22 protein-coding genes are annotated in these 26,597 nt (G+C 65.9%); 14 read left to right on the top strand and 8 right to left on the bottom strand.

Annotated features, from left to right (window positions below; all coding sequences use genetic code 11):
- Positions 1 to 40 precede the first annotated feature (40 nt).
- From LKE06_RS10415 to LKE06_RS10395, 5 genes are all read left to right on the top strand, one after another.
- Entirely contained in the window at positions 41 to 2,095 is a 2,055-nt protein-coding gene (locus LKE06_RS10415; protein ID WP_227999390.1) for an AMP-binding protein, read from the top strand.
- A gap of 125 nt (positions 2,096 to 2,220) precedes the next feature.
- Entirely contained in the window at positions 2,221 to 2,610 is a 390-nt protein-coding gene (locus tag LKE06_RS10410; protein ID WP_227998386.1) for a hemophore-related protein, read from the top strand.
- A 760-nt stretch (positions 2,611 to 3,370) separates the two neighbouring features.
- On the top strand, positions 3,371 to 4,078 hold the full coding sequence (locus LKE06_RS10405; protein ID WP_227998385.1) for a response regulator transcription factor: 708 nt from the start codon (positions 3,371 to 3,373) through the stop codon (positions 4,076 to 4,078).
- Between the two features lie 133 nt (positions 4,079 to 4,211).
- The gene (locus tag LKE06_RS10400) at positions 4,212 to 5,519 is read left to right on the top strand and encodes a sensor histidine kinase (protein WP_227999389.1); all 1,308 of its coding nucleotides are present in this window, start codon (positions 4,212 to 4,214) and stop codon (positions 5,517 to 5,519) included.
- 71 nt (positions 5,520 to 5,590) lie between these two features.
- On the top strand, positions 5,591 to 6,760 hold the full coding sequence (locus LKE06_RS10395; RefSeq protein ID WP_227998384.1) for a YhgE/Pip domain-containing protein: 1,170 nt from the start codon (positions 5,591 to 5,593) through the stop codon (positions 6,758 to 6,760).
- A 129-nt stretch (positions 6,761 to 6,889) separates the two neighbouring features.
- Here LKE06_RS10395 and LKE06_RS10390 read toward each other — a convergent pair whose 3' ends face one another.
- The 4 genes from LKE06_RS10390 to pdxH form a co-directional block, all read right to left on the bottom strand.
- Complete coding sequence (locus LKE06_RS10390; protein WP_227998383.1) at positions 6,890 to 7,249, bottom strand: FKBP-type peptidyl-prolyl cis-trans isomerase; 360 nt, start codon at positions 7,247 to 7,249, stop codon at positions 6,890 to 6,892.
- A gap of 41 nt (positions 7,250 to 7,290) precedes the next feature.
- Positions 7,291 to 8,595: a citrate synthase gene (locus LKE06_RS10385; RefSeq protein ID WP_227998382.1), complete on the bottom strand. Its 1,305-nt coding sequence runs from the start codon at positions 8,593 to 8,595 to the stop codon at positions 7,291 to 7,293.
- Positions 8,596 to 8,768: 173 nt separating this feature from the next.
- The gene (locus LKE06_RS10380) at positions 8,769 to 10,055 is read right to left on the bottom strand and encodes an MFS transporter (protein WP_227998381.1); all 1,287 of its coding nucleotides are present in this window, start codon (positions 10,053 to 10,055) and stop codon (positions 8,769 to 8,771) included.
- A 54-nt stretch (positions 10,056 to 10,109) separates the two neighbouring features.
- Positions 10,110 to 10,766: a pyridoxamine 5'-phosphate oxidase gene (gene pdxH, locus LKE06_RS10375; RefSeq protein ID WP_227999388.1), complete on the bottom strand. Its 657-nt coding sequence runs from the start codon at positions 10,764 to 10,766 to the stop codon at positions 10,110 to 10,112.
- 244 nt (positions 10,767 to 11,010) lie between these two features.
- On the opposite strand from pdxH, the gene LKE06_RS10370 reads away from it, so the two are divergent.
- From LKE06_RS10370 to LKE06_RS10355, 4 genes are all read left to right on the top strand, one after another.
- Positions 11,011 to 12,159, top strand: a complete 1,149-nt coding sequence (locus LKE06_RS10370) for a citrate synthase 2 (RefSeq protein ID WP_227998380.1) — start codon at positions 11,011 to 11,013, stop codon at positions 12,157 to 12,159.
- 175 nt (positions 12,160 to 12,334) lie between these two features.
- A complete protein-coding gene (locus tag LKE06_RS10365) occupies positions 12,335 to 13,189 on the top strand; it encodes a polysaccharide deacetylase family protein (RefSeq protein ID WP_227998379.1) in 855 nt (284 codons plus the stop codon).
- Positions 13,190 to 13,364: 175 nt separating this feature from the next.
- Positions 13,365 to 17,180: a HAMP domain-containing sensor histidine kinase gene (locus tag LKE06_RS10360; protein WP_227998378.1), complete on the top strand. Its 3,816-nt coding sequence runs from the start codon at positions 13,365 to 13,367 to the stop codon at positions 17,178 to 17,180.
- A complete protein-coding gene (locus LKE06_RS10355) occupies positions 17,177 to 17,764 on the top strand; it encodes a GTP-binding protein (protein WP_227998377.1) in 588 nt (195 codons plus the stop codon). The genes LKE06_RS10360 and LKE06_RS10355 overlap by 4 nt, the downstream gene beginning before the upstream one ends.
- Positions 17,765 to 17,777: 13 nt before the next feature.
- On the opposite strand, the gene LKE06_RS10350 is transcribed toward LKE06_RS10355, so the two are convergent.
- Positions 17,778 to 18,482: a hypothetical protein gene (locus LKE06_RS10350; RefSeq protein ID WP_227998376.1), complete on the bottom strand. Its 705-nt coding sequence runs from the start codon at positions 18,480 to 18,482 to the stop codon at positions 17,778 to 17,780.
- 64 nt (positions 18,483 to 18,546) lie between these two features.
- Here LKE06_RS10350 and serC point away from each other — a divergent pair, with 64 nt between their 5' ends.
- The 3 genes from serC to LKE06_RS10335 all read left to right on the top strand — a co-directional run bounded on the left by serC (position 18,547) and on the right by LKE06_RS10335 (position 22,243).
- Positions 18,547 to 19,671, top strand: coding sequence for a phosphoserine transaminase (gene serC / locus LKE06_RS10345; RefSeq protein WP_227998375.1), 1,125 nt, complete (start codon positions 18,547 to 18,549; stop codon positions 19,669 to 19,671).
- Between the two features lie 236 nt (positions 19,672 to 19,907).
- Entirely contained in the window at positions 19,908 to 21,038 is a 1,131-nt protein-coding gene (sepH, locus tag LKE06_RS10340; RefSeq protein WP_227998374.1) for a septation protein SepH, read from the top strand.
- 461 nt (positions 21,039 to 21,499) lie between these two features.
- Positions 21,500 to 22,243: a DUF6928 family protein gene (locus LKE06_RS10335; RefSeq protein WP_227998373.1), complete on the top strand. Its 744-nt coding sequence runs from the start codon at positions 21,500 to 21,502 to the stop codon at positions 22,241 to 22,243.
- Here LKE06_RS10335 and LKE06_RS10330 read toward each other — a convergent pair.
- Positions 22,240 to 22,554, bottom strand: coding sequence for a DUF2537 domain-containing protein (locus LKE06_RS10330; RefSeq protein ID WP_227998372.1), 315 nt, complete (start codon positions 22,552 to 22,554; stop codon positions 22,240 to 22,242). The genes LKE06_RS10335 and LKE06_RS10330 overlap by 4 nt on opposite strands.
- Positions 22,551 to 23,354: a TrmH family RNA methyltransferase gene (locus tag LKE06_RS10325; protein WP_227998371.1), complete on the bottom strand. Its 804-nt coding sequence runs from the start codon at positions 23,352 to 23,354 to the stop codon at positions 22,551 to 22,553. Before LKE06_RS10325 ends, LKE06_RS10330 begins: the two co-directional genes overlap by 4 nt.
- Positions 23,355 to 23,539: 185 nt before the next feature.
- On the opposite strand from LKE06_RS10325, the gene LKE06_RS10320 reads away from it, so the two are divergent.
- Entirely contained in the window at positions 23,540 to 24,745 is a 1,206-nt protein-coding gene (locus LKE06_RS10320; protein WP_227998370.1) for a GNAT family N-acetyltransferase, read from the top strand.
- A gap of 110 nt (positions 24,746 to 24,855) precedes the next feature.
- Positions 24,856 to 25,263 (top strand): YccF domain-containing protein, encoded by a 408-nt coding sequence (locus tag LKE06_RS10315; RefSeq protein ID WP_227998369.1) that lies wholly within the window; start codon positions 24,856 to 24,858, stop codon positions 25,261 to 25,263.
- An 898-nt stretch (positions 25,264 to 26,161) separates the two neighbouring features.
- Here LKE06_RS10315 and LKE06_RS10310 read toward each other — a convergent pair.
- Complete coding sequence (locus LKE06_RS10310; RefSeq protein WP_227998368.1) at positions 26,162 to 26,593, bottom strand: MarR family winged helix-turn-helix transcriptional regulator; 432 nt, start codon at positions 26,591 to 26,593, stop codon at positions 26,162 to 26,164.
- Between the last annotated feature and the right edge of the window lie 4 nt (positions 26,594 to 26,597).

Raw genomic sequence — 26,597 nt, 5'->3', positions numbered from 1 at the left:
GGGAGTCACGAGATTGAGCACAGCATCGCGTAGCGATCCGGTGGGGGACGGTTGCCGGGCGGCGGGTGGGCACGCGAGGCACGAGTACCGACCGGTTTACCAGACCAGCTTGGTCGATCCCGCTGATTTCTGGAGCAGCGCGGCCGAGGCGATCGACTGGGAAGTACCACCGACCCAGATCGTCGACACCGCCTCCAGGCCCGTGGCCAGGTGGTTTCCCGACGCGCAACTCAACACATCGGTCAACGCACTCGACCGGCACGTGTTCGGTGAAACCGCGATCGCCGAGAACCGAGCCGACCAGCCCGCTCTGATCTACGACTCCCCGGTGACCCAAACCAAGGGTGTTTACACCTACGCCGAACTCCTCGACGAGGTTGCCCGCTTCGCCGGTGCGATGGTCCGGCTCGGCGTCACCAAGGGTGACCGCGTGGTCATCTACCTGCCGATGATCCCCGAGGCGGTAATCGCCATGCTGGCCTGCGCGCGCATCGGCGCGGTCCATTCGGTGGTCTTCGGCGGCTTCGCGGCGCCCGAACTCGCAGTGCGCATCGACGACGCCGAGCCGGTGTTGATTGTCACAGCTTCTGGGGGGGTGGAACCGGGGCGGAAGATCGAATACCCCCCGATCGTCATGCAAGCGCTGGACCTTACCGAGTCGACGGCGACGCGCGCCGTCATCGTGAAGCAGCGCGCACAGTTCCCGACCATCACCTTCACCGCGCCGCAGGAAGCGACCGAATCGCTACCGAGTTCCACCGCCACCGTCGCGGCCCGGTGGCTGGATTGGGAAGACGCCGTGCGTGACGTGCGGCCCGCCGATCCGGTGCCGGTGGCCGCGACCGATCCGCTCTACATCCTCTACACCTCGGGCACCACCGGGAAGCCCAAGGGTGTGGTGCGCGACAACGGCGGACACGCGGTCGCGCTCGCCTGGTCGATGCGAAACATCTACGACATGGGACCGGGTCAGGTGATGTGGGCGGCTTCCGACGTCGGCTGGGTCGTCGGGCACTCCTACATCGTGTACGCGCCGCTGCTCGTCGGCGCGACAACCCTCCTTTACGAGGGCAAGCCGATCGGTACGCCCGATGCGGGCGCGTTCTGGCGGGTGGTCGACGAGTACAAAGTCCGCGTGCTGTTCACGGCGCCGACCGCACTGCGCGCCATCCGAAAGGCCGACGGCGACGCGACCCTCGTCCGTCGCTACGACCTGTCATCGTTGCGTGCGCTGTTCTGCGCGGGCGAGCGGCTCGATCCGGCGACTTACGAATGGGCGACCGGCACCCTGCTGGCGGACCGACCGGATTGCCCCGTCGTCGACCACTGGTGGCAGACCGAGACCGGCTGGCCGATCTGCGCGAATCCGCTCGGACTACAGCAACTTCCGATCAAGGCCGGATCGGCCTCGGTGCCGGTACCCGGATTCCATTTGCGGGTGCTCGACGCCGAGGGCAACGCGGTCGCGCCGAATACCGAGGGCAATATCGTGATCGGGCTACCCATGCCGCCGGGCGCCCTCACCGGGCTATGGCGCGATGAACCCCGATTTGTCCGTTCTTATATGTCGGCCTTCCCCGGCCACTACCTGACCGGCGACTCCGGCTATTTCGACGAGGACGGCTACCTGTTCGTCCTCGGCCGCAGCGACGATGTGATCAATATGGCCGGGCACCGGCTGTCGGCGGGCAGTATCGAGGCCGCCATAGCGGGCCACGAGATGATCGCCGAATGCGCGGTGATCGGCCTGCCCGACGAGCTCAAGGGCCAGCGCCCGATCGCCTACGTGGTGCTCAAGTCCGGGGTCGAGGTCGATCCGCAACAGCTGCGCGCGGAGTTGATCAGCCAGGTGCGCGAGCAGATCGGCGCCATCGCCACACTGCACGACGCCGTTGTGGTGACCGCGCTGCCCAAGACCAGATCGGGCAAGATCCTGCGGAAAACGATCCGGCAGATCACCGCGGGCGACCCGTATGAAGTTCCATCGACCATCGAGGATCCATCGGTACTCGCCGCGCTGGAGGACCAAATATTGACCACGCGGCCACGCGCATCGAATGTCGCGCCGAACGCGGATCCGGTTGTGCCGTCATAGATTTGTGGACCTCGCTCAGAGATTTCTCAGAGTTTGTTCATATCCGTGCCAGCACTCGGCAATAGCCTCGCAGACAGCGTCGAGCCCCCCTTACGACGCACCCCTCGAAGATCTGGAGGCACTCCATGAAGGCATTGCTCCGCCGTCCCGGCTACGCCGCCCTCGCCACCGGCGGTATCGCCACGGTTGTCGTGCTCCTCGCACCGGCCATCGCGTCGGCCGACCCGATGGCGGACCTGGCCGCGCCGCTGCTGAACTCCGACTGTTCCTTCGCCCAGGTCGACGCCGCGTTGCACGCCGAGGCACCGCAGCTGGCCTCGATGCTCGACGCGAACCCGGACCAGAAGGCCGAGCTACAGCGCAAATTCGATCAGCCGGTCGAGCAACGCCGCGCGGAATTCCAGTCGATGGTCGAGCAGAACCCGGACGCCGCCCAACAGGCCCAGAACGATCCCCGCGCGCCGGGTCTGCGCGACACCATCCAAACTGTGGCCGACTCCTGCCACAGCTACTAGCCCCCGGCGGCCAGCCGAACTCCGGGTGCCACACACACTTACGCACCCACTAGCCTCCGAGCGAAGCGAAACCAAGCCCTAAAGTTCGCGGCCGACTCACGTCCGAGGGGCAAATACGAAGCGACAAAGGAGCAAGTACTTGCCCCTCGAACGCGAACCTCAAGGCCGCGAACACGCCGCGCCAGCGGCCAATAAACACAGCACCAAACTGGACTACCGCACTCCGGGTGCCGCACCAGCCCACTGACGCACCCACTCGCCACGACAACAGCTTCCGAGCGTAGCGAGACCGAGCACTAGAGTTCGCGGCCGGCTCGCGTCCGAGGGGCAAATACGATGCGACGAAGGAGCAAGTATTTGCCCCTCGGACGCGAGCCAAAGGGGGCCGCGAACACGCCGCGCCAGCGGCCAATAAACACAGCAAACCTCACTGGACTACCCAAACCCCGAGTCCCCCGCAACCCCACCCACGCGCCCCGCCACAACACAGTCTCGCAGCAAGATCCAGCCCCCTCAGCTACCGAACACAGGCACCCAACCAGCTACAGAAACAGTCGATGCCGCACCCGCCCCCATACGCACCCACTCGCCACAACCACAGGTTCCGAGCGAAGCGAGACCGAGCACTAAAGTTCGCGGCCGGCTCACGTCCGAGGGGCAAATACGACGCGACGCAGGAGCAAGTATTTGCCCCTCGGACGTGAGCCAAAGGGGGCCGCGAACACGCCGCACCAGCGGCCAAAAACACAGCACATGCACAATGGATCACGTGACCTCAACCCCGACCGTCCTTGTTGTCGACGACGATGAGGATGTGCTCGCCTCGGTCGAGCGCGGGCTGCGGCTGTCCGGGTTCCGGGTGCTGGTCGCCAGGGACGGCGCGGCGGCGTTGCGCAGCGTGACCGAGGAGTCTCCTGACGCGATCGTGCTGGACATGAACATGCCGGTGCTCGACGGTGCCGGGGTGGTGACCGCGTTGCGTGCGCTCGGCAATGAGGTGCCTATTTGTGTGCTGAGCGCGCGGGCGTCGGTCGACGATCGCATTTCGGGCCTGGAATCCGGGGCCGACGACTATCTGGTGAAGCCATTCGTGCTCGCCGAGTTGGTGGCGCGGATCCGGGCGCTGCTGCGCAGGCGCGCGGATGCCCCGGTGGCGATCACCCCGGGCGCGATAACGGTAGGGCCGCTCGAGGTCGACGTCGCGGGGTATCGCGCACTTCTGCACGGTCGCGAAATCGAGCTCACCAAGCGGGAATTCGAGTTGTTGTCCACGCTGGCGAGGAACGCGGGGGTGGTGCTCAGCCGTGAACGACTGCTGGAACTGGTGTGGGGCTACGATTTCGCGGCCGACACCAATGTGGTCGATGTGTTCGTCGGCTATCTGCGGCGCAAGCTCGAGGTAGCCGACACACCACGGCTGCTGCACACAATCCGCGGCGTCGGATTCGTGCTGCGGGCGTCCAAATGAACCGGCTGTGCGGGTGAATTCGAGTTCAGCGGTTCCGAAAGCGCCGGGCCCGGTCTCCGCGCTCGGCGCCGACGCCGGTACCGACGTGCGGCCGAAAGTCCGTCGGCGCCGGTCATTTTCACTGCGCACCAGAGTGGCCGCCGCGGCGGCGGCCGGCGCGATCATCATTGTGACCATCTTGAGCGCGATCGCCGTGCGCGCGATCGAGCGCAACAACGTGACACAGATCGATCAGCAGCTCACCATTGTTTCGCGGATCGTGCTGCTACAGCCGGAGCTCGCCGCCGGGTTCGTCACACTGTCGGGGTTGAACAACAATTTGGCGGTCACCGTCCGCGATGACGGCAAGGTCGCAGCCAGTGGCCCGACCCAATTGCCCGATCTACCAACAGGTTCTCGCACGATGACCGTAGCGGGTACCCGCTATCGGATACTCACCACAACCGAGAACCAGCCGCCCGGCCGCACCGTTTCACTCGGCATTCCCGCCGCGGAGGCGGCCCGAGCGACCGCTGAGCAACAACGCTGGGTATTGGCGGGGGCCCTGCTCGCCATCGCCGCCGCGGCGGCTCTGGGCTGGTTGCTCGCCGGACGCGCGGTGCGCCCGATCACCGACCTCACCCACCAGGTCGCGGCGCGCAGCGGGCGTCCCGCGCCGGACAATCCCGCACCGGTGGACGGATCGGGCGTCTTGGAGGCCGAGAGGCTCGCCGACGCGGTGAATACCATGCTGGATCGGGTGGATCAGGCGCAGGGTGAGACCGCGGCGGCGTTGGAGACCGCACGCGACTTCGCCGCCGTCTCCGCCCATGAATTGCGTACCCCGCTTACCGCGATGCGTACCGATCTCGAGGTGTTGCGGACCCTCGATCTGGTCGAGGCGCAACGCTCCGAAATCCTCGCCGACCTGGCCCGCAGCCAGGGCCGGGTGGAAACCACCCTTGCCGCGCTGGAGCGCCTGGCCACCGGTGATCTCACCAACGAACGCGATCACGTCGCCACCGATGTCGGTGATCTGTGCGATCAGGCCGCCCACGACGCCATGCGGCACTTCCCCGGACTGACCGTGCGCATCGACACCGACGCCGAACTGGTGACCCGCGGCCTACCCGCCGGCCTTCGTCTCGCCGTCGACAACGCGTTGAAGAACTCCGTCACACATGGCGGCGCCACCGACGCCCTGGTGTCCGCGCACCGGGCGACCGACGGGCACATCGTGATCTCTATCGACGACAACGGTCACGGCATTCCGCTCGACGAACGCGCCGCGGTCTTCGACCGTTTCTTCCGTGGCAGCCAGGCCAGCAAGGGCGGCTCGGGGCTCGGCTTGGCATTGGTTGCCCAACAAGCCCAATTACATGGCGGGCGCGCCTATTTCGATGACGGCACGCTCGGTGGCGTTCGCCTGGTGCTGCGCCTGCCCGACCGCACCGCACTATGACCGCGTCCCTTACCGAACTCTCATAGAAACGCTACTCGTCGCACCATTTCGGCCTCATAAGCTTCGGTGATGTGATCGGAAAACGCGCCCGCTGGGCACTTCTCGTTGTCGGGATCGTCGCCGCGGGAGCGCTCGGCGGCAGCCTGACGGCCTGCGCACGAACCACGAGCGCGCCGACCGGTATCGCCCTGGTCAACACCGACACCGGCCCGACCGGCGCACGTGTCGTACAGGCGTTGGAACACGAGGGCGGCTACGAGTGGACGACGGCTGAGCCCGGTGCGGCAGACCTCGATGAGTATGCCGCGGTGATCACCCTGCCCAGCGATCTCACCGCCGCCATCGGCACGCTGGCCGGCGATCAGCCGCAGCGGGCCAAAGTCACCGTCGCCACCCACAGGGACGCCGATACCGAGTTGGTGAACGCGGCCGTGAACGAGGTAACCCACCGCATCGGCGCCACCGGTGTCGATGCCGCGCTCTCGGCTGTCGCGCAGGCGCGCACCCAGCTTTCGACCGTGCGATTGACCACCCAGTTACTCAATGCCGGAGTGAACGCGGCAGCCTCCGGTGCTGAGCAGTTCGGTTCGGGCGCCGACGAGCTACTCGGATTCCTCGACTACGCCAAAGCGGGGTCCGCGCAACTGACTTCGGCGATCGCCCTACTGAACTCGACGGTCGACGGCGCCGCCGCCCAGGCGGATCAGCTCGCCTCCGCCCTGGATTCGGCCGGAATAACCATCGCCCAGGTCGAGCAGACCGCCAACTCGGTGAACGGCGGCCTGGACCAGATCCTTCCGCTACTACGCGCGCTGCCCTTCGCCGGCGACCCGCAGGTAGTCGATATCATCGGGAAACTCGAAGCCCTGCGCGGTGTTTCGGGCCAGGCCGGGGCCCAGCTCACCGGTCTCAGCGAGCTGACCGGCAGCGCGGTCGATCCCGATACCGACCTTGGCACGCTGTTGCGTACCGTGGTCGACCGATTGAAAAGCGCCAGCGCACAATTGAACGAGGGCGCGAAACTCGCCGAGGGCCTGCCGAAACTCGCTGACGAGGGCGGTGCCCAATTGGTCAGTGCCATAACCCAAATGAACGCGGGTGTCACCAGCCTGCAGCAGATCGTCACCAACCTCGGCACCCAAACCGACAAGGCCATGGCCGCGCTCCCCCAGCGCAGCGGGGCCCAACAGGCCGCACTGGCCCTTGCCCTGACCGACCCGGTCGAGATCGTCCGGGAATGATCCAATGAGGTGGAGTACCTTGCCCACCTCACCGAGGGCGGCGCGTCACGCGAATTCAGCCGCGTACCACGCAGTACGGCCCGTGTTCCACCGAGGTGGAACACGGGCCGCAGCACGGGTTTTCGCGTATCAGCCCGCGTTCAGCAGGTCGATGACGAAGACCAGAGTCTTGCCGGAGAGCTTGTAACCGGCACCTTCCGGGCCGTAGGCCAGCTCCGGTGGGATGGTGAGCTGGCGGCGACCGCCGACCTTCATACCGGGGATACCGTCCTGCCAGCCCTGGATCAGGCCGCGCAGCGGGAAGGTGAGGGATTCGCCACGGCTCCAAGAGGAGTCGAACTCTTCACCGGATTCGAATTCGACGCCGACGTAGTGCACCTCGACATTGCCGCCGGGCACCGCTTCGGCGCCCTCGCCCTCGATGATGTCCTTGATCACCAGCTCGGTGGGCGCGGGGCCCGCCTGGAACTCGATCTCCGGCTTGGTCATTCGGCTATCCCCTTCGATAGGTAATGATAGAGCGGACGGAACTAGCGGTTGGTGATCTCGTGGTAGTCACGCGCGCCGTATCCGGTGTAAATCTGGCGCGGGCGTCCGATCTTCAGTGGCTCGCTGTGCATTTCACGCCAGTGCGCGATCCAGCCCGGCAGGCGGCCCATCGCGAACAGCACGGTGAACATGCGGGTCGGGAAGCCCATGGCCTTGTAGATGACGCCGGTGTAGAAATCGACGTTCGGGTACAGCTGACGCGAGATGAAGTACTCGTCGGTCAGCGCGGCCTCCTCGAGCGCCTTGGCGATATCGAACAGTTCGTCGTCGCCGCCGAGCTTGCTCAGGATCGAGTCGGCGTGCTGCTTGGCGATCGAGGCGCGCGGGTCATAGTTGCGGTAGACGCGGTGCCCGAAGCCCATGAGCTTCACGCCGTCTTCCTTGTTCTTGACCTTGCGGATGAATTCCTTGACATCGCCGCCGGCGGCCTTGATGTCATCGAGCATCTCGAGCACGGCCTGGTTGGCACCGCCGTGCAGCGGGCCCCACAGCGCGTTGATACCGCCGGAAACAGAGGTGAACAGGTTGGCGTCCGAGGACCCGACCAGACGCACTGTCGAGGTGGAGCAGTTCTGCTCGTGGTCGGCGTGCAGGATCAGCAGCATGTCCAGCGCGGCGGCGACCTCGGGGTCGACCTCGTATGGCTCGGCCGGGAAGCCGAAGGTCATCCGCAGGAAGTTCTCGACCAGGCTCAGCGAGTTGTCCGGGTAGAGGAAGGGCTGGCCGACCGACTTCTTGTATGAGTACGCCGCGATGGTCGGCAGCTTCGCGAGTAGTCGGATGGTGGACAGCTCGACCTGCTCGGGGTCGCGCGGGTCCAGCGAGTCCTGGTAGTACGCCGACAGCGCGTTCACCGCCGAGGACAGCACCGGCATCGGGTGCGCGTTGCGCGGGAAGCCATCGAAGAACCGCTTCAGGTCCTCGTGCAGCAGGGTGTGGCGGCGGATCCGGTCGGTGAAATCTTCCAGCTGCGCCTGCGTCGGCAGCTCGCCATAAATCAGCAGGTAGCTGACCTCGATGAAGTTCGAGGACCCGGCGAGCTGGTCGATCGGATAACCGCGGTAACGCAGGATTCCCGCTTCACCATCGATGTAGGTGATCGCCGACTTGGTCGGCGCGGTATTCGTGAAACCGGGGTCATAGGTGACATATCCTGTGCTCGCCAGCAATTTGCCGAGGTCGACGCCGTCATTGCCCTCTTTGGCTTCGGCGATCGTCATGGCGTATTCGCCACCGGGGTAGCTCAGCACCGGCTTGGCGTCGTTTATGTGGTCTTTTTCGGGCACGGAAGGATCCCTCTCAGGCTAGGACCGTCGGCATCGGGGTGCGGTCGGCACGGCGATGCGCTCAACTAGACGCTAGTCGCTGCTCGCACGGCCTGGGAACGAGGGTGCCGACCGGACGTACTCACAAACGTGTCTTCCACGGGTGAGGTTTCGCCCCACTTCGCCCTATTCCCTCACTCGCGCGTCGCGGCCACCGGTTCCGAATGTGTCCTGCTCACCCGGTAACGGACGAACGCGGGGAAGACCAGCGCCGCGATCACCACACCGATAACGACCAGCACACCACCGCCCGCCGCGGCGACCGCGGTACCCAAGCTCGCCGCGGCAAAACCGTGGGCAACATCACCGATACGCGGCCCACCGGCGACGATGACGATAAATACGCCCTGCAACCGGCCTCGCATCTCATCGGTGGCTACCGTCTGCAGCATCGTCACGCGGAGCGCGGCCGAGATCATGTCGACGGCACCGCCGAATGCGGAGCAGCCCAACGCAATCCACAGCCCGAACCCGAGACCGAGGTCGGCGAACCCGACGGCGAGACCGAACCCGACCATCGCCAGACCCCAGAGCACGATGCACACGACAACGGCCATGCCCTGGCGGCGGATGCGCGGTATCCAGCCGGAGAAAACACCGCCGAGCACCGCACCCGCCGACATGGACGCGAACAGCAGGCCGAGCGCGACGCCGCCGGTCGCCGGATCACCGAAGGTTTCCTGGGCAATCTGCGGGAACAAGGCGCGTGGCATGCCGAACACCATGGCGATTACATCCACCGCGAATGAGGCGAGCAGGATGCGCTGGGTCGCGAGATAGGCGAAACCGTCCAGGACAGTACGGAATCCGGCCTTACGCGCCGTGCCGGTCGGCGGTAGCGCGGGCAGCCGCCACACCGCCCATACCGTGGCCAGCAACGCGACGGCGTCGATGAGATACAGCGTGGACAGCCCGAGCACCGGAATCAACGCACCGGCCAGCACCGGTCCGGCGATGGCACCTGCCTGCTGGACGGTCATGCTCAGTGAATTGGCCGCCGCGAGTTGTTCGGCGGGCAAGAGCCGGGGAATGGCCGCGCTGCGGGTCGGCTGGTTGACCGCGAAGAACGCCTGCTGCAACGCGAACAGGCCGAGCACAACCCAGACATTGCCCAGCCCGCCCGCGGCCTGCCCCCAGAAAGCGAGCGCGGTTACTCCGGTCCCCGCACTTGTGATGAGCAGCAGTTTGCGCCGGTCCATCACGTCGGCGAGCGCACCGCCCCACAACCCGAAAACGATCAGCGGCACCAGCCCGAACAGGCCGGCCAAACCGACGTACCCGGAGCTTCCAGTGATCTGGTAGATCTGCTGCGGCACCGCCACCACCGACAGCTGCGATCCGATGACGGTGACAACATTGGAAGACCACAGTCGCCGGTAGTCCGGATATCGCAGCGGGGTGATGTCGGCGAGCAGTTTCACCGGCGAGAGCGTAACGAGCCGAACCCGATGGCTCGACGCGATATTCGTCACTGCTCACGGTTGCAGGCGTTGCACCCGCGGTTCGGCGCCATCGATCAGTACGCGGATCCGGTTGTGCAGCCTGCTGCGCCTGCCCTGCCAGAACTCCACCTCGTCAGGCCGCAGCAGATACCCGCCCCAATGCGGTGGCACCGGGATCTCGTCGACCTCCGCGAATCGCGCGGTGGTCTCCGCCAGAACGCGATCGAGTTCAGCGCGTGAGCCGATCGGGCGAGATTGCCGCGAGGCCCACGCACCCAGCTGGGAGTCACGCGGTCGCGAGCGCCAATAGACAGCTGTCGTGTCGGCGGGCACGTGTTCGACCGCGCCGCGAACATGCACCTGCCTACCCAACGCGGGCCAGACGAAGGTGGCCGCCGCGAACGGATCCGCGGTCAGCTGGCTGCCCTTGGCCGAGTCGTAGTTGGTGTAGAAGGTCACGCCCTCGGGCGAAAGACCCTTACACAACACCGTTCTGGCCACCGGGCGCGGTCCGGCATCGGTGAGCGCGACGGTGGCGAGCACCATCGCATTGGGTTCGGCGATGCCGACCGCGGTGGCCTGCTCGATCCAGTGCCGCAGCAACGGCTCCCAACCGCCCGCCAACCAATTTTCGTCCAGATCGGCGTCTTCGCTACTGCCGTACGGGGTGCCGCCGTACTCCGCCCGCATCGCGGCGAGATCGGTCCCAGCCCGCAACGCCGCAGGATCCGCGGCCGTTCGAAGGACGGACGGATCCGCGCCTACCAGGTTTTCGGCCGTTTCCTGGCCGTCAGATGAATTGTCCAGGTCACGCATGGGCCAGACGTTACTCCGCGGTAGCAACGAGCTAGTGTTTTTGTGATCGGCATGTGCTGGGCCAATCGCATCCTTGTGCCCACAAACATGCGACCCGATGTGCAAGGAGAGTCACAACATGACTACCAGCCCCGCGGTTCCAGGTGGTCAGGCCACCGTACCCAGCGATTTCGTCAGCGGCCTCGAGGGCGTGGTGGCATTCACCACCGATATCGCCGAGCCGGACAAGGACGGTGGCGCGCTGCGCTACCGCGGAGTCGACATCGAAGACCTCGTCCTCGGCCGGGTGACCTTCGGGGACGTGTGGGCGCTGCTGGTCGATGGCCAGTTCGGTCACGGCCTGCCGCCCGCCGAGCCGTTCCCGCTGCCGGTGCACACCGGCGACGTGCGGGTCGACGTGCAGGCCGGCCTGGCCATGCTCGCCCCGATCTGGGGTTATGAGCCGCTGCTCGATATCGACGACGAAACCGCCCGCGACAACCTGGCTCGCGCCTCGGTCATGGCGCTGTCCTACGTCGCGCAGTCCGCGCGCGGCATCTATCAGCCCGCCGTACCGCAGCGCAAGATCGACGAGTGCACTACGGTCACCGAGCGATTCATGACCCGCTGGAAGGGCGACCCGGACCCGCGGCACACCGAGGCCATCGACGCCTACTGGGTGTCGGCCGCCGAGCACGGCATGAACGCGTCCACCTTCACCGCGCGTGTCATCGCCTCCACCGGCGCGGATGTCGCTGCCGCGCTATCCGGCGCGATCGGCGCCATGTCCGGCCCGCTGCACGGCGGTGCGCCCGCGCGCGTGCTGCCGATGATCGAGCAGGTCGAAAAGACCGGTAACGCGCGCGCTTTGGTCAAGGGCATCCTCGACCGCAAGGAAAAACTGATGGGCTTCGGGCACCGGGTGTACCGGGCCGAAGACCCCCGTGCCCGCGTACTGCGCGCCACCGCCAAGCGCCTCGACGCCCCGCGCTACGAGGTCGCCGCCGCACTCGAGCAGGCCGCCCTCGCCGAACTGCGTGAACGCCGCCCGGACCGTGCCATCGAGACCAATGTCGAATTCTGGGCCGCCGTCATCCTGGACTTCGCCGAGGTGCCCGCGCACATGATGCCCGCCATGTTCACCTGTGGCCGTACCGCAGGCTGGTGTGCTCACATCCTCGAGCAGAAGCAACTGGGCAAGCTCGTTCGCCCCGCCGCGATCTACACCGGCCCGGCTCCACGCCGTCCCGAAGAGGTCGCGGGCTGGAACAGCATCACCCACTCCTGACCACAACACGCGGCCACGCATCGCGACTACAGGTTTCGACCGAAGCGAGAGCTAGCATTCTTTGTTCGCAACCCTCTCGTCTAGTCCCAGGAGCCAACGCACACGGATCGTCTCGGGCCCGAGCAAGATAGGCACAGCTGCGCAGAGAGCGGGGTATGTGATGTCAGGTAGAGGGATGTCACGGCGGCGGATGTTCGGGATCGGCGCCGCCGCCGTCGCGGGTCTGAGCACCGGATGTACGACCGAGAACGGCAAGTCGCCGATCGCGCAATCGAATACGACCACGACGGTCGGCGCGACGGCCGCACCGGTGTCCGCGGTGCGACAGGCGCCGCCCGCCGTCATCCCAGCCGCGGTGGCGGCCCGGCATTCGGGTGTCGCGCCGCAGACGTGGGGCATGCAGATGCCCGGCATCATCAGTAGTTTCACGGCGACCGGCAAGCAGATGGCGTTGACCTTCGATGCGTGCGGCGGACCGAACAACAATGATATCGATGAGACGCTGTTGAATCTACTTATCTCCCAGCAGTTTCCGGCCACACTGTTTCTGAACAAGCGCTGGATCGACGCGAATCCCAGCCGGGCCGCGGAGCTGGCCGCGAACCCACTGTTCGAGCTCGCCAACCACGGCATGGCGCACCGGCCGTTGTCGGTGACGGGCCGATCCGCTTATAAGATCGCCGGTACCGGCTCGCCGCAGGAGGCAGTCGACGAGGTGTGGGCAAACCATGAGCGGCTGACCGCGCTGCTCGGCAAACCACCGCGCTTCTTTCGTGCGGGTACCGCCCACTATGACGATGTCGCGGTGTCGATCGTCAACGATCTCGGCGAGACCCCCGTCGGTTTCAGCATCAACGCCGATTACGGCGCCACCGCGAAGGCGGGCACGGTGGCGAATTCGATGAACGCCGCGCAGCCCGGCGCGATTTCGCTCGCGCATATGCACCGGCCGAAGTCCGCGACCGCCGCGGGCATGACGGCCGCGTTGCCCACACTTTGTTCGGCGGGCTTCACCTTTGTCCATCTCTGATCGGGTCGCGGGCCGGATACCGGCTAAACGCCAGCACCTTTAACGTCGAGTCCAGTAAGGTACCGATGCTGATGCTGTCCCGTGGTCAGCCATGCCCAGGTATCGGGCACAGCATGACGGCTAGACGGATTGCGGCTGTTCAAACGGGCCGATCCGAGCGGAAGGCGGTATGAGGGTGGCGCAGGGTAGTGTCGCGCGCACTCGGTGGCGGAACCTCGAGCAGTGGCGGGTGCGCTGGAAAGTCACTGCGGCAGTGGCGCTTCCACTCGCCGCAGCCATGCTGCTCGGTGGCCTGCGGTTGTCAGCCTCCTTCGGAAACTACTCCGACTTCAATGACGCGGCCGACCGCATCTCCGACATTCCAGCGATCACCGCACTCGAGTCGGCGGCGTCGACGGTGTCCTTCGGGCAGGTCTATGGTTCGGCCACTGACGAGGACCTGGTCGAATTGTCCGCCACCATCACCGAGGCCACGCTGCGCGCCGGGCGATCAGGAATCGACCCCGCCGTCGCCACCGCACTGCGTCAGATGACCGCGACCAGCGAGATCATTCGTGCCGGCGGCAAGGCGGCCGGCGATCCGCTCGAGGCGGTGGGATTGAACAACACGATCGTCAACGAGACGGTCAGCACCATCGAAAAACTGCTCGCGCCGACGGGGATCAGCCGCATTGTCACCGCGAGGACGCAACTGCTCGGTGTCTTCCTCGGCAAGGCCCAGGGGTTCAAGTGGCTGATGGCCGCGATGTCGGCGATGCAGAATCCGAAACTGGCCGACGAATTCGACACCGCACAGGGCTCGTACCTCGCCACAAATTCCGTGATCGAACGGGAATTGCCCTCGTCGAAAACCGAACTGGGCGTGATCCGGGCCAACAACGCGGTGCTGAAAGGCATGGTCGACCAGGCGATACAAACCGGGGACGTCGATTCGGTGCAGCTGCGGCGGCTGGTTATCGAATCACGCGATATGTTCACCGAGTTGGCGCACAGGGTTGTCGAGGGCATCCTCGCGGACGTCGATAGTGAGGTCGATGCCGCCCGATCGGCCTGGATCCAGTCCTCCATCGTTGTGCTCGCTACATTGGTCGCCGCGCTCGGTTTAGCCGTGCTGGTGGCGCGTTCGCTGTTGCGCCCGCTGCGCCGACTGCGGGCGGGAGCGGCGAAACTCGCCGATCGCGATCTGCCCGACGAGGTCGAGCGGATCAGTCGCGGCACGCATTTGGAGCAGATCGTGGTCACCTCGGTGCCGGTGCATACCGGCGAGGAGATCGGCGAGATCGCGGGCACGGTCGACCGGCTACACGCACAGGCGCTCAAACTTGCGGCGCAGCAACAACTATTGCGCGATCAGGTCAACGACATGTTCGTCACCATGGCCCGGCGCAGCCAGACCCTGGTCGACCGCCAGCTCAGCATGATCGACGCGCTCGAGTTCGAGGAGAAGGATCCCGAACGCCTCGACCAACTCTTCCGGCTCGATCACCTGGCCGCTCGCATGCGGCGAAACAGCGCCAATCTCCTGGTGCTCGCGGGCACGAAAGCTCGGCACGACCGGTCCGGGCCGGTCGAGGTACGCGACATTCTGCGCGCCGCGCTCTCCGAGGTCGAGGACTATCAGCGCGTGAAAGCCGGTGCGACACCGGATGGTTGGGTCATCGGTGCCGCCGCCACCGATATGGTGCATCTGATCGCCGAGTTGCTGGAGAACGCGCTGCGGGCTTCGCCGCCCGACACCGACGTCACCTTCGCCTACAGCCGGACCTCCGAGGGTGGGCTGCTGGTCGAGGTTATCGACAAAGGCATCGGCATCGGCCTCGACGAACTCGACGACATCAACCGCAGGCTGTCGACATCGGCGTCGGCGACCCTGGCGACGACCAGGCAGATGGGCATCTTCGTGGTCGGCAGGCTCGCCGAGCGCCACGGCATCACGGTTCGTTTGCGCCGCACCCAGGATCGCGCGTCGAATCCCGGCATCACCGCAAGCCTGCACATCCCCGCCACACTGATCGCGGTTGCGTCCCAGGACCTCGGCACCCCCGGCGATGGTCAGCCGGTCATTCCCGTGCACCGCGACGCCATATATTCGGCGACCGGAGCGGACCCGGTCACCCCTAAGTCGTTGCAGCCCAAGCCGATCAGGCCACGTGCCATCGTCGCCGCGCCGACGGCACGGCAAGCACTCGCCGCCGGCGCGGTCGCCAACGAACCGAGGCCCGAGCCCGAGCCCGGGCCCGAGCCGAAGCCGCCCGCGGCCGAGATCACCAGCTACGGTCTCCCGAAACGAGTGCCGGGCGCCAACCGCAGAGGTCGCCGCAAGCCCGGCGGCGGACTCGATGCGACCACAACCAGTTCGACGCCATTGAAATCGGCGGCATCCGCAAGCCCGTCGACCTCGCCAAGCCTGACAGGCCACGGGATGTCGGCGGACGCGCCAACTGCCAAAATACCGCTGAACACGCCAGGCGCCGCAGCACCGGCCAGCCCAGCGGACGCCCCAGCCGCAGCAACACCGGCCAGCCCAGCGAATCCCGAAGCCGCGGCAACAACCGCGCCCTCGGGAACTGTCGCGACACCGGTGAACCCGACAGCCGAAGCGACACCAGCGAACCCGCCGAACCCGGTAGACCACGAAACATCCACGGGCCCAACAACTTCTACAACGTCATCGAACCCGGCAGGCGCCGCAACCTCAGCAATCCGGGCGGGCACCGCACCATCAGCAAACCCGACGACCGGTGCGGCGTCGACAGTCGACTCCAGTGCGACAACCCCGGTCACCCCAGCGTCGACTGTCGACCCCGCGACGTCGCGCACCGCGGCGAACCCGACAGCGGCCGGATCGTCAGCGACATCGGCTACTACCGCAACGCTCGCGAGCCCGGGAACTGCCGCAACATCGTCTGGCTCGGCCGCCGCACTACCATCAGGTTCGGCAACTACCGCCGGTGCTGGAACGTCGTCCACCGCTGAGAACTCAGCAACCGCCGCGACTGCACCAACCACCGAACCTGCCACACGGTCCGCAGCCCAACCCACGGCCACACCGAACCTCACCGCCGCGCAAGCACATCAACGACGAGCCACCAAGACAGCCTCGTTCTTCCGTCGCCCCCGAAAGCCATCCGCAGCCGCACCAACGGACGTCTCAACCACCGGTGAGCAAGCAGCACCCACGCCACCAGAATCCAATCCGTGCCCGGCACAACCTAATTCACCCACCCCACCGGACGCTCCCGTAGCGACCAACACCGGCACGAGCCCCGCATCCGCACCATCTGAATTCACCTCCCCGCCCACACCCCCCGTAGAACCGGCATCGTCCGCCGCGCCACCCGAATCACGGCCGGCGGGCCCCACCTCGCCCGCACAACCACTCCCCTCACCACCACACGCCGCACACGTACTATCCGAATTCGGCTCGCCAACAATGCAACCCGAGCCGCGACCAGCGAGCCCCACCACCCCGACCCCGGCAACACAATCTGCACTCGCAACAAAACTGCCCGAATTCACCACGCGGACAGGTGAATCCGAATCACAGCCTGGAAAATCGGCCGATCAGCCCCCACAAACGGCGGCCGGGGGCGTACAGACCAATACTCGGTCGACGCGGTCCGCGTCGACCGGGGACGAGAGCGCGACAACCCCGATCTTCGCGGGAATGATTTCGGCCTGGCTCACAGACCCGGTGACCAGCCAGGAGGAGGCTTCGGTGAGTTGGAATTCGGCAGCGGACGAGGGGTGGTCGGCGGCGCGGCGAGCGGCGGATCAGCCGGTAACCGAGCGCACCAAATCCGGATTGCCGCAGCGCGAACCCGGGAACCTGCTGGTCCCGGGCGGCGCCGAGACGGGCACCGAGCACTCGAACCAAGCCCGACCCGACCCCGAGTCGATCCGAGCCGGACTCAACAGATATGACCGTGGTGTACGTGACGGCCGAGCAACTCGAACGTCGAAACCCTTTGCAGCCGAGGACATCCGATGACCACAGTAGAATCCGTAGACCACTCCTCCGGCACCCGCGCCGTTTCCGCGAAGATCGTGATCGCCGGTGAATTCGGCGTCGGCAAGACAACCCTGGTCGGCGCTGTATCCGATATCGTGCCACTACGCACCGAAGCCGTGATCACCGATCTCAGTTCCGAGGTGGACGACACCTCGCCGGTTCCGGACAAGCAGACCACCACCGTGGCAATGGATTTCGGCCGCATCAGCCTGGCCGACGATCTAGTCCTCTATCTGTTCGGAACCCCGGGCCAGCACCGATTCTGGTTCATGTGGGATGACCTCAGCCTCGGCGCCATCGGTGCGATCGTGCTGGTCGATGCCCGCCGGGTGGACGAGAGTTTCTCCGCGGTCGACTATTTCGAGGAGCTCGGCCTACCGTTCCTTGTCGCGGTGAACGAATTCGACGGCGCACCCCGTTTCCCCGAGGAGGCCATCCGGGATGCCCTGTCAGTGCCCGACGATGTCCCGGTCATGATGATCGACGCACGCAACCGCGAGTCGGCGAAGGACGCACTGATCGCGGTTACCCGGTACGCGCTGAGCCGCGTCTCCCCGAAGTGAGAGGCGGGCCCGCCTAGCGCTCGCTGAGGGACGCCGACCAATCGACCGCTACCGATTCACCACGATCGACGGTGAAGAAGGCGGCCTCGAGATGCTGGCCGAGATCGACCAGGCCGATGGCGGTCAACGGCACCGACTGCACCAGGCGCACCCGCCATGGCTTGGGCTCGTCCCATGCGTGCAGCTCCAGATCCAGGCGCAGCACCGGGTCGTCGCGGCCGCTGTAGTCCGCGGCCACCGGGGCGGCGGCGAGCACGGTCGCGTCGGCGCGGCGACCGTCGGACAGGATCTTCGAAATACTGGCCCGGCCCGCTTCGGCGGCGTCGGGCACGTACAGCACCAGCCGGTCACGATCACCCGGATCCACGCGACAGCAGACGACATCACCCGGCTGCATCCATTCCAGGTCGTCAGCACCTACACGCTGACGCACCCTGGTCTCGTAGGGCAGCACCCCATCGGCCTGCACCCGGACCCAGAAGACGTGCCCTGGGGCGTTCGCGCCCGGCTCGTACTCGGCGGCCGAGGTGACCATCGACGGCCTCGCGAACGTCGCCGCCGAACTCTGCCGGACGCCAAGGATGGTCGCCGACCCGGCGGTTCCCCGGATCAGCAACTCCCGTCGCGCCGTGTCCGACATCGTGGCCGGGCGCAGTCCGAAGTTCCGTGCCCGCCGCCCGCGCAGCCGCCACCCGGAGTTAGCCGACGCCATACTCATGAGCGTCAACCTTAGCTGGAGTGTGGTAGGCGACACAGCAATACCACCGACTACCCTATTGCGCATGACCACTGCGTTCCCGACGATTCCCGACGATCTCAAGCCCGCCGACGGACGATTCGGTTGCGGCCCCTCCAAGGTGCGACCGGAACAGCTGCGGTCCCTCGTCGAGGTCGGCGCCTCGGTATTCGGAACCAGTCACCGGCAGAAGCCGGTAAAAGACGTAGTCGCGCGCGTGCGCGGTGGTCTGCGTGAATTGTTCGCGCTGCCCGACGGATACGAGGTCGTACTCGGCAATGGCGGTACCACCGCGTTCTGGGACGCCGCCGCGTTCGGGCTGATTCGCGAGCGCTCGCTGCATCTGACCAACGGTGAGTTCAGCTCGAAGTTCGCCGCGGTCGCCAAGGGCAATCCGTTCATCGGTGATCCGATTGTGGTCTCGGCCGAGCCGGGCAGCGCGCCGGAACCGGTGGCGGATCCTTCGGTCGACCTGATCGGCTGGGCGCACAACGAAACTTCCACCGGTGTCGCCATTCCGGTGCAGCGCCCGGCCGGTTCGGAGAACGCGCTGATCGCCATCGACGCGACCTCCGGCGCGGGTGGCCTGCCGGTGAACATCACCGATTCCGACGTCTACTACTTCGCCCCGCAGAAGTGCTTCGCCTCCGACGGTGGCCTGTGGGTCGCGCTGATGAGCCCGGCCGCGCTCGCGCGGGTCGAGGAGATCAAGGCGTCAGGTCGCTGGGCTCCCGATTTCCTTTCGCTGCCGATCGCGATCGACAACAGCACCAAGGACCAGACCTACAACACCCCCGCGCTGGGGACCCTGCTGCTTTTCGCCGATCAGATCGAGTGGATCAACGGCAACGGCGGCCTCGACTGGGCCGTCAAGCGCACGCTGGATTCGTCGTCGCGGTTGTACTCGTGGGCCGAGTCGAGCGAATTCGCCACCCCGTACGTCGCGGACCCCGCGCACCGTTCCCAGGTGGTCGGCACCATCGACTTCGCGGATTCGGTCGACGCGGCCGCCGTCGCGAAGACGCTGCGCGCCAACGGGATCGTCGACACCGAACCCTACCGCAAGCTGGGTCGCAACCAGCTGCGCGTCGGCATGTTCCCGGCAATCGACCCCGAAGATGTCACCCAGCTGACCCGAAGCATCGACTACGTCGTCGCGCAGCTGGGCTGATTGTCCGCAGGCAACCAGCACGCGCCGAGCGCGAATGATGGTTGCCTGCGCGACTACACCGCGAGCCGCAAACACTCAGCATCCACGGGTGTCGAAAACGAACACAGCAGATTAGCGGGGGGCAGGGGATTGCTCCCAGATTTCCGCCCCGCGTGTCTTGCGGCGAGATCATCAAGAGTGCACTACTGTTTCGAAAAGTGGGCGGTGTCGCGAGCCGACGCGATAAGGAGGTAACGGTGCGTGAACTTCGAGTGATCGGGGTGACGCCCGACTCCACGCACATCGTGTGTATCGACGCCGAGACCGGCAACAAATACCGGCTGCCTGCCGACGACAAGCTTCGAGCCGCAGCACGCGGAGACCTTGCCCGATTCGGCCAGATTGAGATCGAAATGGAAGCAACTATGCGTCCTCGCGATATTCAAGCTCGTATCCGTGCCGGTGCCTCCGTCGAACAGGTCACTGAAGAGTCCGGGATGCCGGCCAGCCGGGTCGACCGGTTCGCCTATCCGGTTCTATTGGAGCGCGCACGCGCTGCCGAGCTCGCACAGAAGGCGCACCCGGTTCGCGGCGACGGTCCCGCTGTGGAAACCCTCATCGATATCGTCACCGCCGCGTTCACCGAACGTGGGCACAATATCGAGGGCGCCGAATGGGATGCCTGGAAAGACGAGAAGGGCTTCTGGGTCGCGCAATTGCAGTGGCAGAACGGCCGTTCCGATATCACCGCGCATTGGCGCTACCAGCCCGACGCGCACGGCGGTTCGGTGGCGCCTTTGGACGCCCCGGCCTCTGATCTGATCGATCCCGACTTCGGTCGCGCGCTACGCGGTTTGGCCACAATCCTTCCCGCGCCGCAAGCCGAGATCGAGGCTCCAGCCGCCCTCGAACCGCCGGTGGAGACACGCCCGGCAGAGACTCGTCCCGCCGAGACCCGTCCGGCCCGCGAAGCCGTGGCACCGGCCGCGCGTACGGCGTCTCGGCAGCCGACGTTGGACGAGTACTACGAGCAGCGTTCCGTCGTCGCGGGTGGCGGTGCCGCCGCGATTCCGGCCGCCGCGAGCAGCGCCGCCATCCCGGCGGCGAGCACCAACACAGTTCCAGCGGCCGGTGGCAACGCCACCTCGGCTTCGGCGGGTTCGAATGCGACTCCTGCCGCCGCGGGAGCTGCGGCGACCGATGCGGGTGCCGCACCCGCTGGACCGAAGACCCCTAGCGCCCCCCAGACGCCCGCGGCCGAAGAGACGGGCAAGCCGGGCAACAACGGCAAGACCGTTCCCGCGAAGCCGAACCGCACCAAGCGCGGTAAGGCACCGATGCCGTCCTGGGAGGACGTGCTGCTCGGTGTCCGTAGCTCCGGCCACTAGAAGCGCGTTCGCGCCGACCCAGGTCTTTCGGCCAGAGCCAGGTGTGATGTCGGCGGTTGGTGAGTGAGTTGGCCGGTTCCGGGTGAGTTATCCATGTGCCAGCGAAATCAGTTGGTATTTCTGGTGTTCTAACGTATGAATTCCCGATTTCTCGACAGATTCGCGCAACGCAGTGGCGGCACCGGCGGCCGCTCGAGAAGCGGACCTCGGCTTCCAGCACGCACGTTTGCTGAGGAATCTTCGGGGTAGCTGAGTAGGCGCTGCTGGGCGAATTTCTTGGGCTGCTGGCGTGTTCGCGGGCGAAGCCACATCTTTCGGACAAAGTGCGAGTAGATTTTTCGTGTGTCAGCTACTGCAAATGCTGACGACGGGCTTCCTCGGTAAGGCTATGTTTTCAAATTCACCGAGAGTTGCTCGAAGTTCGCGGAGCTGTTTCGTGCAACCATCGGGAGGTGCGGGAAATGCTATCCAAGGCTTCGTCCCTCTGGTACGTCGACGCGGTCGACCCGTTGGCGGTACTCCGCCAGAATCACGATCCCGACCCCGACGCCGCACTCGCCCTGGCAAAGCAGTTGCATGCCGACCGCGACGTCCGGCCGATCATGGTCGGCACGCTGGGTGGTTGCGCGGGCCCGGATGCAGACGAGGTGTACATCGGCTGCTATCCCGGTGTCACCGTGGTGTGCTCGACGCAGGCGGCTCTACTGCGCCCGACAGCATTACCCGAACTGCTTGTCCGCCCGCTGGCATCGGAGCACACCTATCTCGTGTCGTTCGACACCGTACACGGCTGGGGTGCGTTCGCCCATTGGGAGCGTGGCGAATTCCGACGGGCGTTCAGCTCGACGCGGGTGAACATCCTCGAAGACGAGGGCCTGCCGCTGGTCTGGGAGCGGCCGTACTGGGCGGGCGATCATCCGGTGCGGTGGCTTCCCGGTGACCTGCCTGACCCGCAGACACTGCCGTTCGATCCCCCCGATTTCGCGGACGCCGCCAACAATGAATGGCTCGGATTCCACTACCGCCCACCGGCCGCCGACGGCGCTTTACTGCCCGGCGATGTCTCCGTGTGCGGGTTCACGCTGTATCCGAAGGGGCAGGCGCCCGAAACCACCGTCACCATCCCTGACGGGATGACACCCGGCGACCCGGGACACCGGCGCGGCCTGTTCAGTTGGCTGCGGGGCCGCGACCGCGTGTCCTAACTCGCCAACCCGCCGATCACCAGCGCCACCCAGCCCAGCAGCACACCCACTCCGCCGCCCGCGATTATCCAGCGGGTCACCAGGGCGTTGCGCCAGCGCCAGGCCGTCGGCGCAACGCCGATGGCCGCGATGAGGTTCACCACCACGGCGAGCAACGGATGCACCTGTGCGAGCGCGTCTCCGAACGAGTACACGGCAACGGCGGTCAACACCGCCACCATGCCGGCGACGGTCAGGCCCGCCGCCCACGGCGTCGGGTCGTGGTAGGGCTGATAGGGCCGGTACGCCCCGTTCGGCAAGTAGCTGCTCACGACATCCTCACCCGTTCATAGAAGGCCATTGCCGCCGCTGTCGCCACATTCAGCGAGTCGGTGCCCGGTGACATCGGAATTCTGGCCCGAATGTCGGTGGCGCGCATGGCTTCCTCGGTCAATCCCGGGCCCTCCGCACCGAGCAACAAGGCCACCCGCTCCCCCGTCATCGCCGTGGCCAGATTCGCCGCCGCCGGGTCCGGAGTGAGGGCAATTATCTGAAACCCGTTTTCCCGCAATATATCCAGGTCTCCGGGCCACTTCGGCAACTGCGCGAACGGCACCCGGAGCACATGCCCCATCGACACCCGCACCGCTCGCCGATACAGCGGATCGGCGCATCGATCCCCGAATAGGATCGCCTCGGCACCGAGGCCGGCCGCGTTGCGGAACATCGATCCGAGGTTCTCGTGATCGTTCACGCCCTCCAGCACCGCGACGGTGCGCGCGCCGGTCAGCACCTGCGCCACCGACAGTTCGACGGGTCGTTTCGCCACCGCGAGCACACCACGGTTCAGATGGAACCCGACAACCTCCGCCATGATCTCGGCGGTCGCGCGGAAGTACGGCACATCGACCTCAGCGAGGTCATCGGCCAGTTCCGTGCGACGCTTCTCGACCCCGAGCAGCGCGCTCGGGGTGAACCGCGAATCCAGCATCCGCTGGACGACCACGACGCCTTCCGCGATCACCAGCCCTTTCCGTCCTGGCAGGTCGGGCCTGCGATCGGCGGACTTCAGATCGCGGAAGTCATCGACCCGCGGGTCAGCGGGGTCATCGATGTCGATCACTTCGGCCACGGCTACATCCTGCCGCGCAACGTTCGCAGCGCCGCAACCGGATCTACCACCCCACGGATCGACTCGATGCCGTCGCGTCGACAGAGTCGGCCGGGCTGGACCGAACGGACCGCACGACATCGCCGGTCCGGTCGCTCGGCGCGAAATCCGGTGCGCGCGATCGTGACGCGTGCGAAGGTCGAGCGATGACACTGATACCCGGCATCACCATTCGGTCGGCCACCGAAGATGACGCGGCGGCCATCGAGTTGCTCGGCGATACCGCCTTCGGCATGCATACCGGCCCGGAGCACGGGGACATGATTCGGCACGTGTTTCCGACGGCCGAGGCGATCGTCGCGGTCGACAACGGCAGCATCATCGGACATATCCGGTCCACGACGATGACGCTGACGGTGCCCGATGAACGGACCGTCGAGGTCTGCGGGATCGCCGGGGTAAGCGTGGCGCCGACGCACCGCAGGCGCGGGATTCTGCGGGCCATGTACACCGAACAGCATCGGCGCACCGAGGCGGCCGGGCTGCCGCTGACCATCTTCACCGTCAGCCAGGGCGCCATCTATGGGCGGTTCGGGTACGGGCCGACAATCCGGGAGAACGCGGTGACGATCGATCGGCGGTTCGGCGAGTTCCTGCCGTCCACGCCCGATCCGGGTGGTGGCACACTGCGCACGGTGACCGACGCGGCCGATTCGGTGCGGGCGATCTACGACCGGTGGCGCAGGCTGGTTCCCGGAGCACAGGAACGTCCAAACGCTCGCTGGGACATGATGTTCGCCGATCCAGTGCCCTTTCGTGGCGGCGGCACCAACCTGTTCGCGTTCGTGCACCCGGACGGATATGCGTTGTATCGCTATCACCATCGCGAATACGGCAAGACCGCCGTCGTGGCGGAGATGCGGACAGTGACCGCCGATGCGCACGCCGCGCTGTGGCGGGCGCTGTTCGGACTCGAACTGTGCACCCATATCGAGGCGGTGCTCACCGACAACGATCCGCTCCCCTATCTGCTCACCGATCTGCGGCTGGTTCGCACAACGTCACGCCACGACGGATTGTGGTTGCGGCTCATGGACGTACCGGCCGCGCTCAATGCCCGCTCGTATCGACGCGACCTGGATGTCGTTTTCGCCGTCACCGATCCGTTCCGTGACGCCAGCGGTACTTTCGCGCTGCGGGTGCGCGACGGTATCGCGGACTGCACACCGACCGACCGCACCGCCGATATCGAACTCGGTATCGACGTACTCGGCAGTATGTACCTCGGCGCCTACCCGGCGCGGGTGTTCGCGGCGGCAAATCGACTGCGGGCCAAGGATTCCGGGCAGCTGCGCGCGATCGACGAGGCGTTCGGCGCCGAGCGCGACGCGGAACTCGGCTGGTTCTTCTGACACGTCATCGTCTAGACCCGTAGACAGCGGTATTCTCAGGGTCGCCCCGGAGCGCGAGTAGTTCCCCAGGGTGATGCCCGAAATGCCGGTCCGCTGGCATGCTTGACACTATGAAGCCAATTCAGCTCGTTCTCAATATCCTGTGGCTCGTCTTGTGCGGGTTCTGGATGGCGCTGGGCTACATACTGGCGGGAATCATCTGCTGCGTCCTCATCATCACCATCCCGTTCGGGATCGCGTCGTTCCGGATCGCCGCCTACGTGCTGTGGCCGTTCGGCCGGACGACCGTGGAGAAACCCTCCGCCGGCGCCGGGTCACTGCTCGGCAACATCATCTGGTTCATTGTCGCGGGCTGGTGGCTCGCGATTGGGCACCTGCTGACCAGCATCCCGTTGTTCATTTCGATCCTCGGGATCCCATTCGGCTGGGCCAACCTGAAGATGATCCCACTGTCACTGTTCCCATTAGGCCGCGAAATCGTCGACAGCGATCAACCGTTCGGCGCCCGATCAACCTAACGCGATACAGAAAACAGTCAGCGCCGCACCGCCCACCCAACGTACCCACTCACCACAACACCAGGTTTCGAGCGCACCGAAACCCAGCCACCAACGCACGGCCATCACCTAACGGGTACAGAAACTGTCAGGTGCCGCACAAGCCCACCTGCGTGCCCACTCGCCACGACAACAGCTTCCGCGCGAAGCGAGACCGAGCCCTAAAGTTCGCGGCGCGCCAGCGGCCAAAAACACAGCAAACCTAACTGGACTACCCAAACCCCGGTCCCTCGCAACTCCACCCACGCGCCTCAGCCACGACACAGTTTCGCAGCAAGATCCAGTCCTCGCAGCTACCGAGCACAGGTGCCCAACGGGGTACAGAATCGGTCGGTGCCGCACGAGCCCACTTGCGTGCCCACTCGCCACGACAACAGTTTTCGAGCGTAGCGAGATCGAGCACTAGAGTTCGCGGCCGGCTCGCGTCCGAGGGGCAAATGCGATTTTGCGACGAAGTCGCGAGCATTTGCCCCTCGGACGCGAGCCTTAGGGGCCGCGAACACGCCGCGCCAGCGGCCAATAAACACAGCAAACCTCACTGGGCTACCCAAACCCCGAGTCCCCCCGCAACCCACCTACGACACAGTCTCGCAGCAAGATCGAGCCCTCTCAGCTACCAAAGCACAGGCACCCGAACTAGCTACAGAAACAGTCGGTGCCGCACCAACCCACCTGCGTGCCCACTCGCCACGACAACAGCTTCCGAGCGCAGCGAGACCGAGCACTAAAGTTCGCGGCCGGCTCGCGTCCGAGGGGCAAATACGACGCGACGAAGGAGCAAGTATTTGCCCCTCGGACGCGAGCCAGAGGGGCCGCGAACACGCGGCGCCGCAGGCGCCGCCAAACAACACAGCCCCACCTACTCGGCAACCAATTGCTTCATGATGACGACCGCCTTGGTGAGGACGGCGATCTCGTCCTCACCGAGCGAGGACAGTCGTTCGGTCATCCACGCCTCACGCGCGTTCGTCTCGTCCTCGATCAAGGCCCGACCGGCATCGGCCAGCGAGACAATGATCTGACGGCCATCGGTCGGGTGCGGTTTGCGCACTACCAGTCGCAGATCCGACAGCGATGCGATCACCCGTGTCATCGAAGGTGGCTGCACCCGTTCCTTGGCCGCGAGCGCGCCCGGCGTCATCGCGCCCTCGCGGCGCAGGGTGGCCAGCACTGACAGCTGGGTCAGCGATATTTGAGCGTCGGCGCGTCTGCCCCGCAGATGTCTCGTCAGGCGGACCACCGCGAGCGACAGCTCACCAGCTAGAGCTCGTATATCCGATGGCGTCGTCACAAAG

The sequence above is a fragment of the Nocardia australiensis genome (assembly GCF_020733705.1).
GTDB classification, from domain to species: domain Bacteria; phylum Actinomycetota; class Actinomycetes; order Mycobacteriales; family Mycobacteriaceae; genus Nocardia; species Nocardia australiensis.
This window is presented reverse-complemented; position numbering and strand designations above follow the sequence as displayed.

Coding starts and splice junctions, on each gene's coding strand:
- LKE06_RS10410 (WP_227998386.1), top strand. CDS start 2,221: ATGAAGGCATTGCTCCGCCGTCCCGGCTACGCCGCCCTCGCCACCGGC.
- LKE06_RS10405 (WP_227998385.1), top strand. CDS start 3,371: ATGGATCACGTGACCTCAACCCCGACCGTCCTTGTTGTCGACGACGAT.
- LKE06_RS10390 (WP_227998383.1), bottom strand. CDS start 7,249: ATGACCAAGCCGGAGATCGAGTTCCAGGCGGGCCCCGCGCCCACCGAG.
- pdxH (WP_227999388.1), bottom strand. CDS start 10,766: ATGCGGGCGGAGTACGGCGGCACCCCGTACGGCAGTAGCGAAGACGCC.
- LKE06_RS10370 (WP_227998380.1), top strand. CDS start 11,011: ATGACTACCAGCCCCGCGGTTCCAGGTGGTCAGGCCACCGTACCCAGC.
- LKE06_RS10365 (WP_227998379.1), top strand. CDS start 12,335: ATGTCACGGCGGCGGATGTTCGGGATCGGCGCCGCCGCCGTCGCGGGT.
- LKE06_RS10355 (WP_227998377.1), top strand. CDS start 17,177: ATGACCACAGTAGAATCCGTAGACCACTCCTCCGGCACCCGCGCCGTT.
- LKE06_RS10350 (WP_227998376.1), bottom strand. CDS start 18,482: ATGAGTATGGCGTCGGCTAACTCCGGGTGGCGGCTGCGCGGGCGGCGG.
- serC (WP_227998375.1), top strand. CDS start 18,547: ATGACCACTGCGTTCCCGACGATTCCCGACGATCTCAAGCCCGCCGAC.
- LKE06_RS10335 (WP_227998373.1), top strand. CDS start 21,500: ATGCTATCCAAGGCTTCGTCCCTCTGGTACGTCGACGCGGTCGACCCG.
- LKE06_RS10320 (WP_227998370.1), top strand. CDS start 23,540: ATGACACTGATACCCGGCATCACCATTCGGTCGGCCACCGAAGATGAC.
- LKE06_RS10315 (WP_227998369.1), top strand. CDS start 24,856: ATGAAGCCAATTCAGCTCGTTCTCAATATCCTGTGGCTCGTCTTGTGC.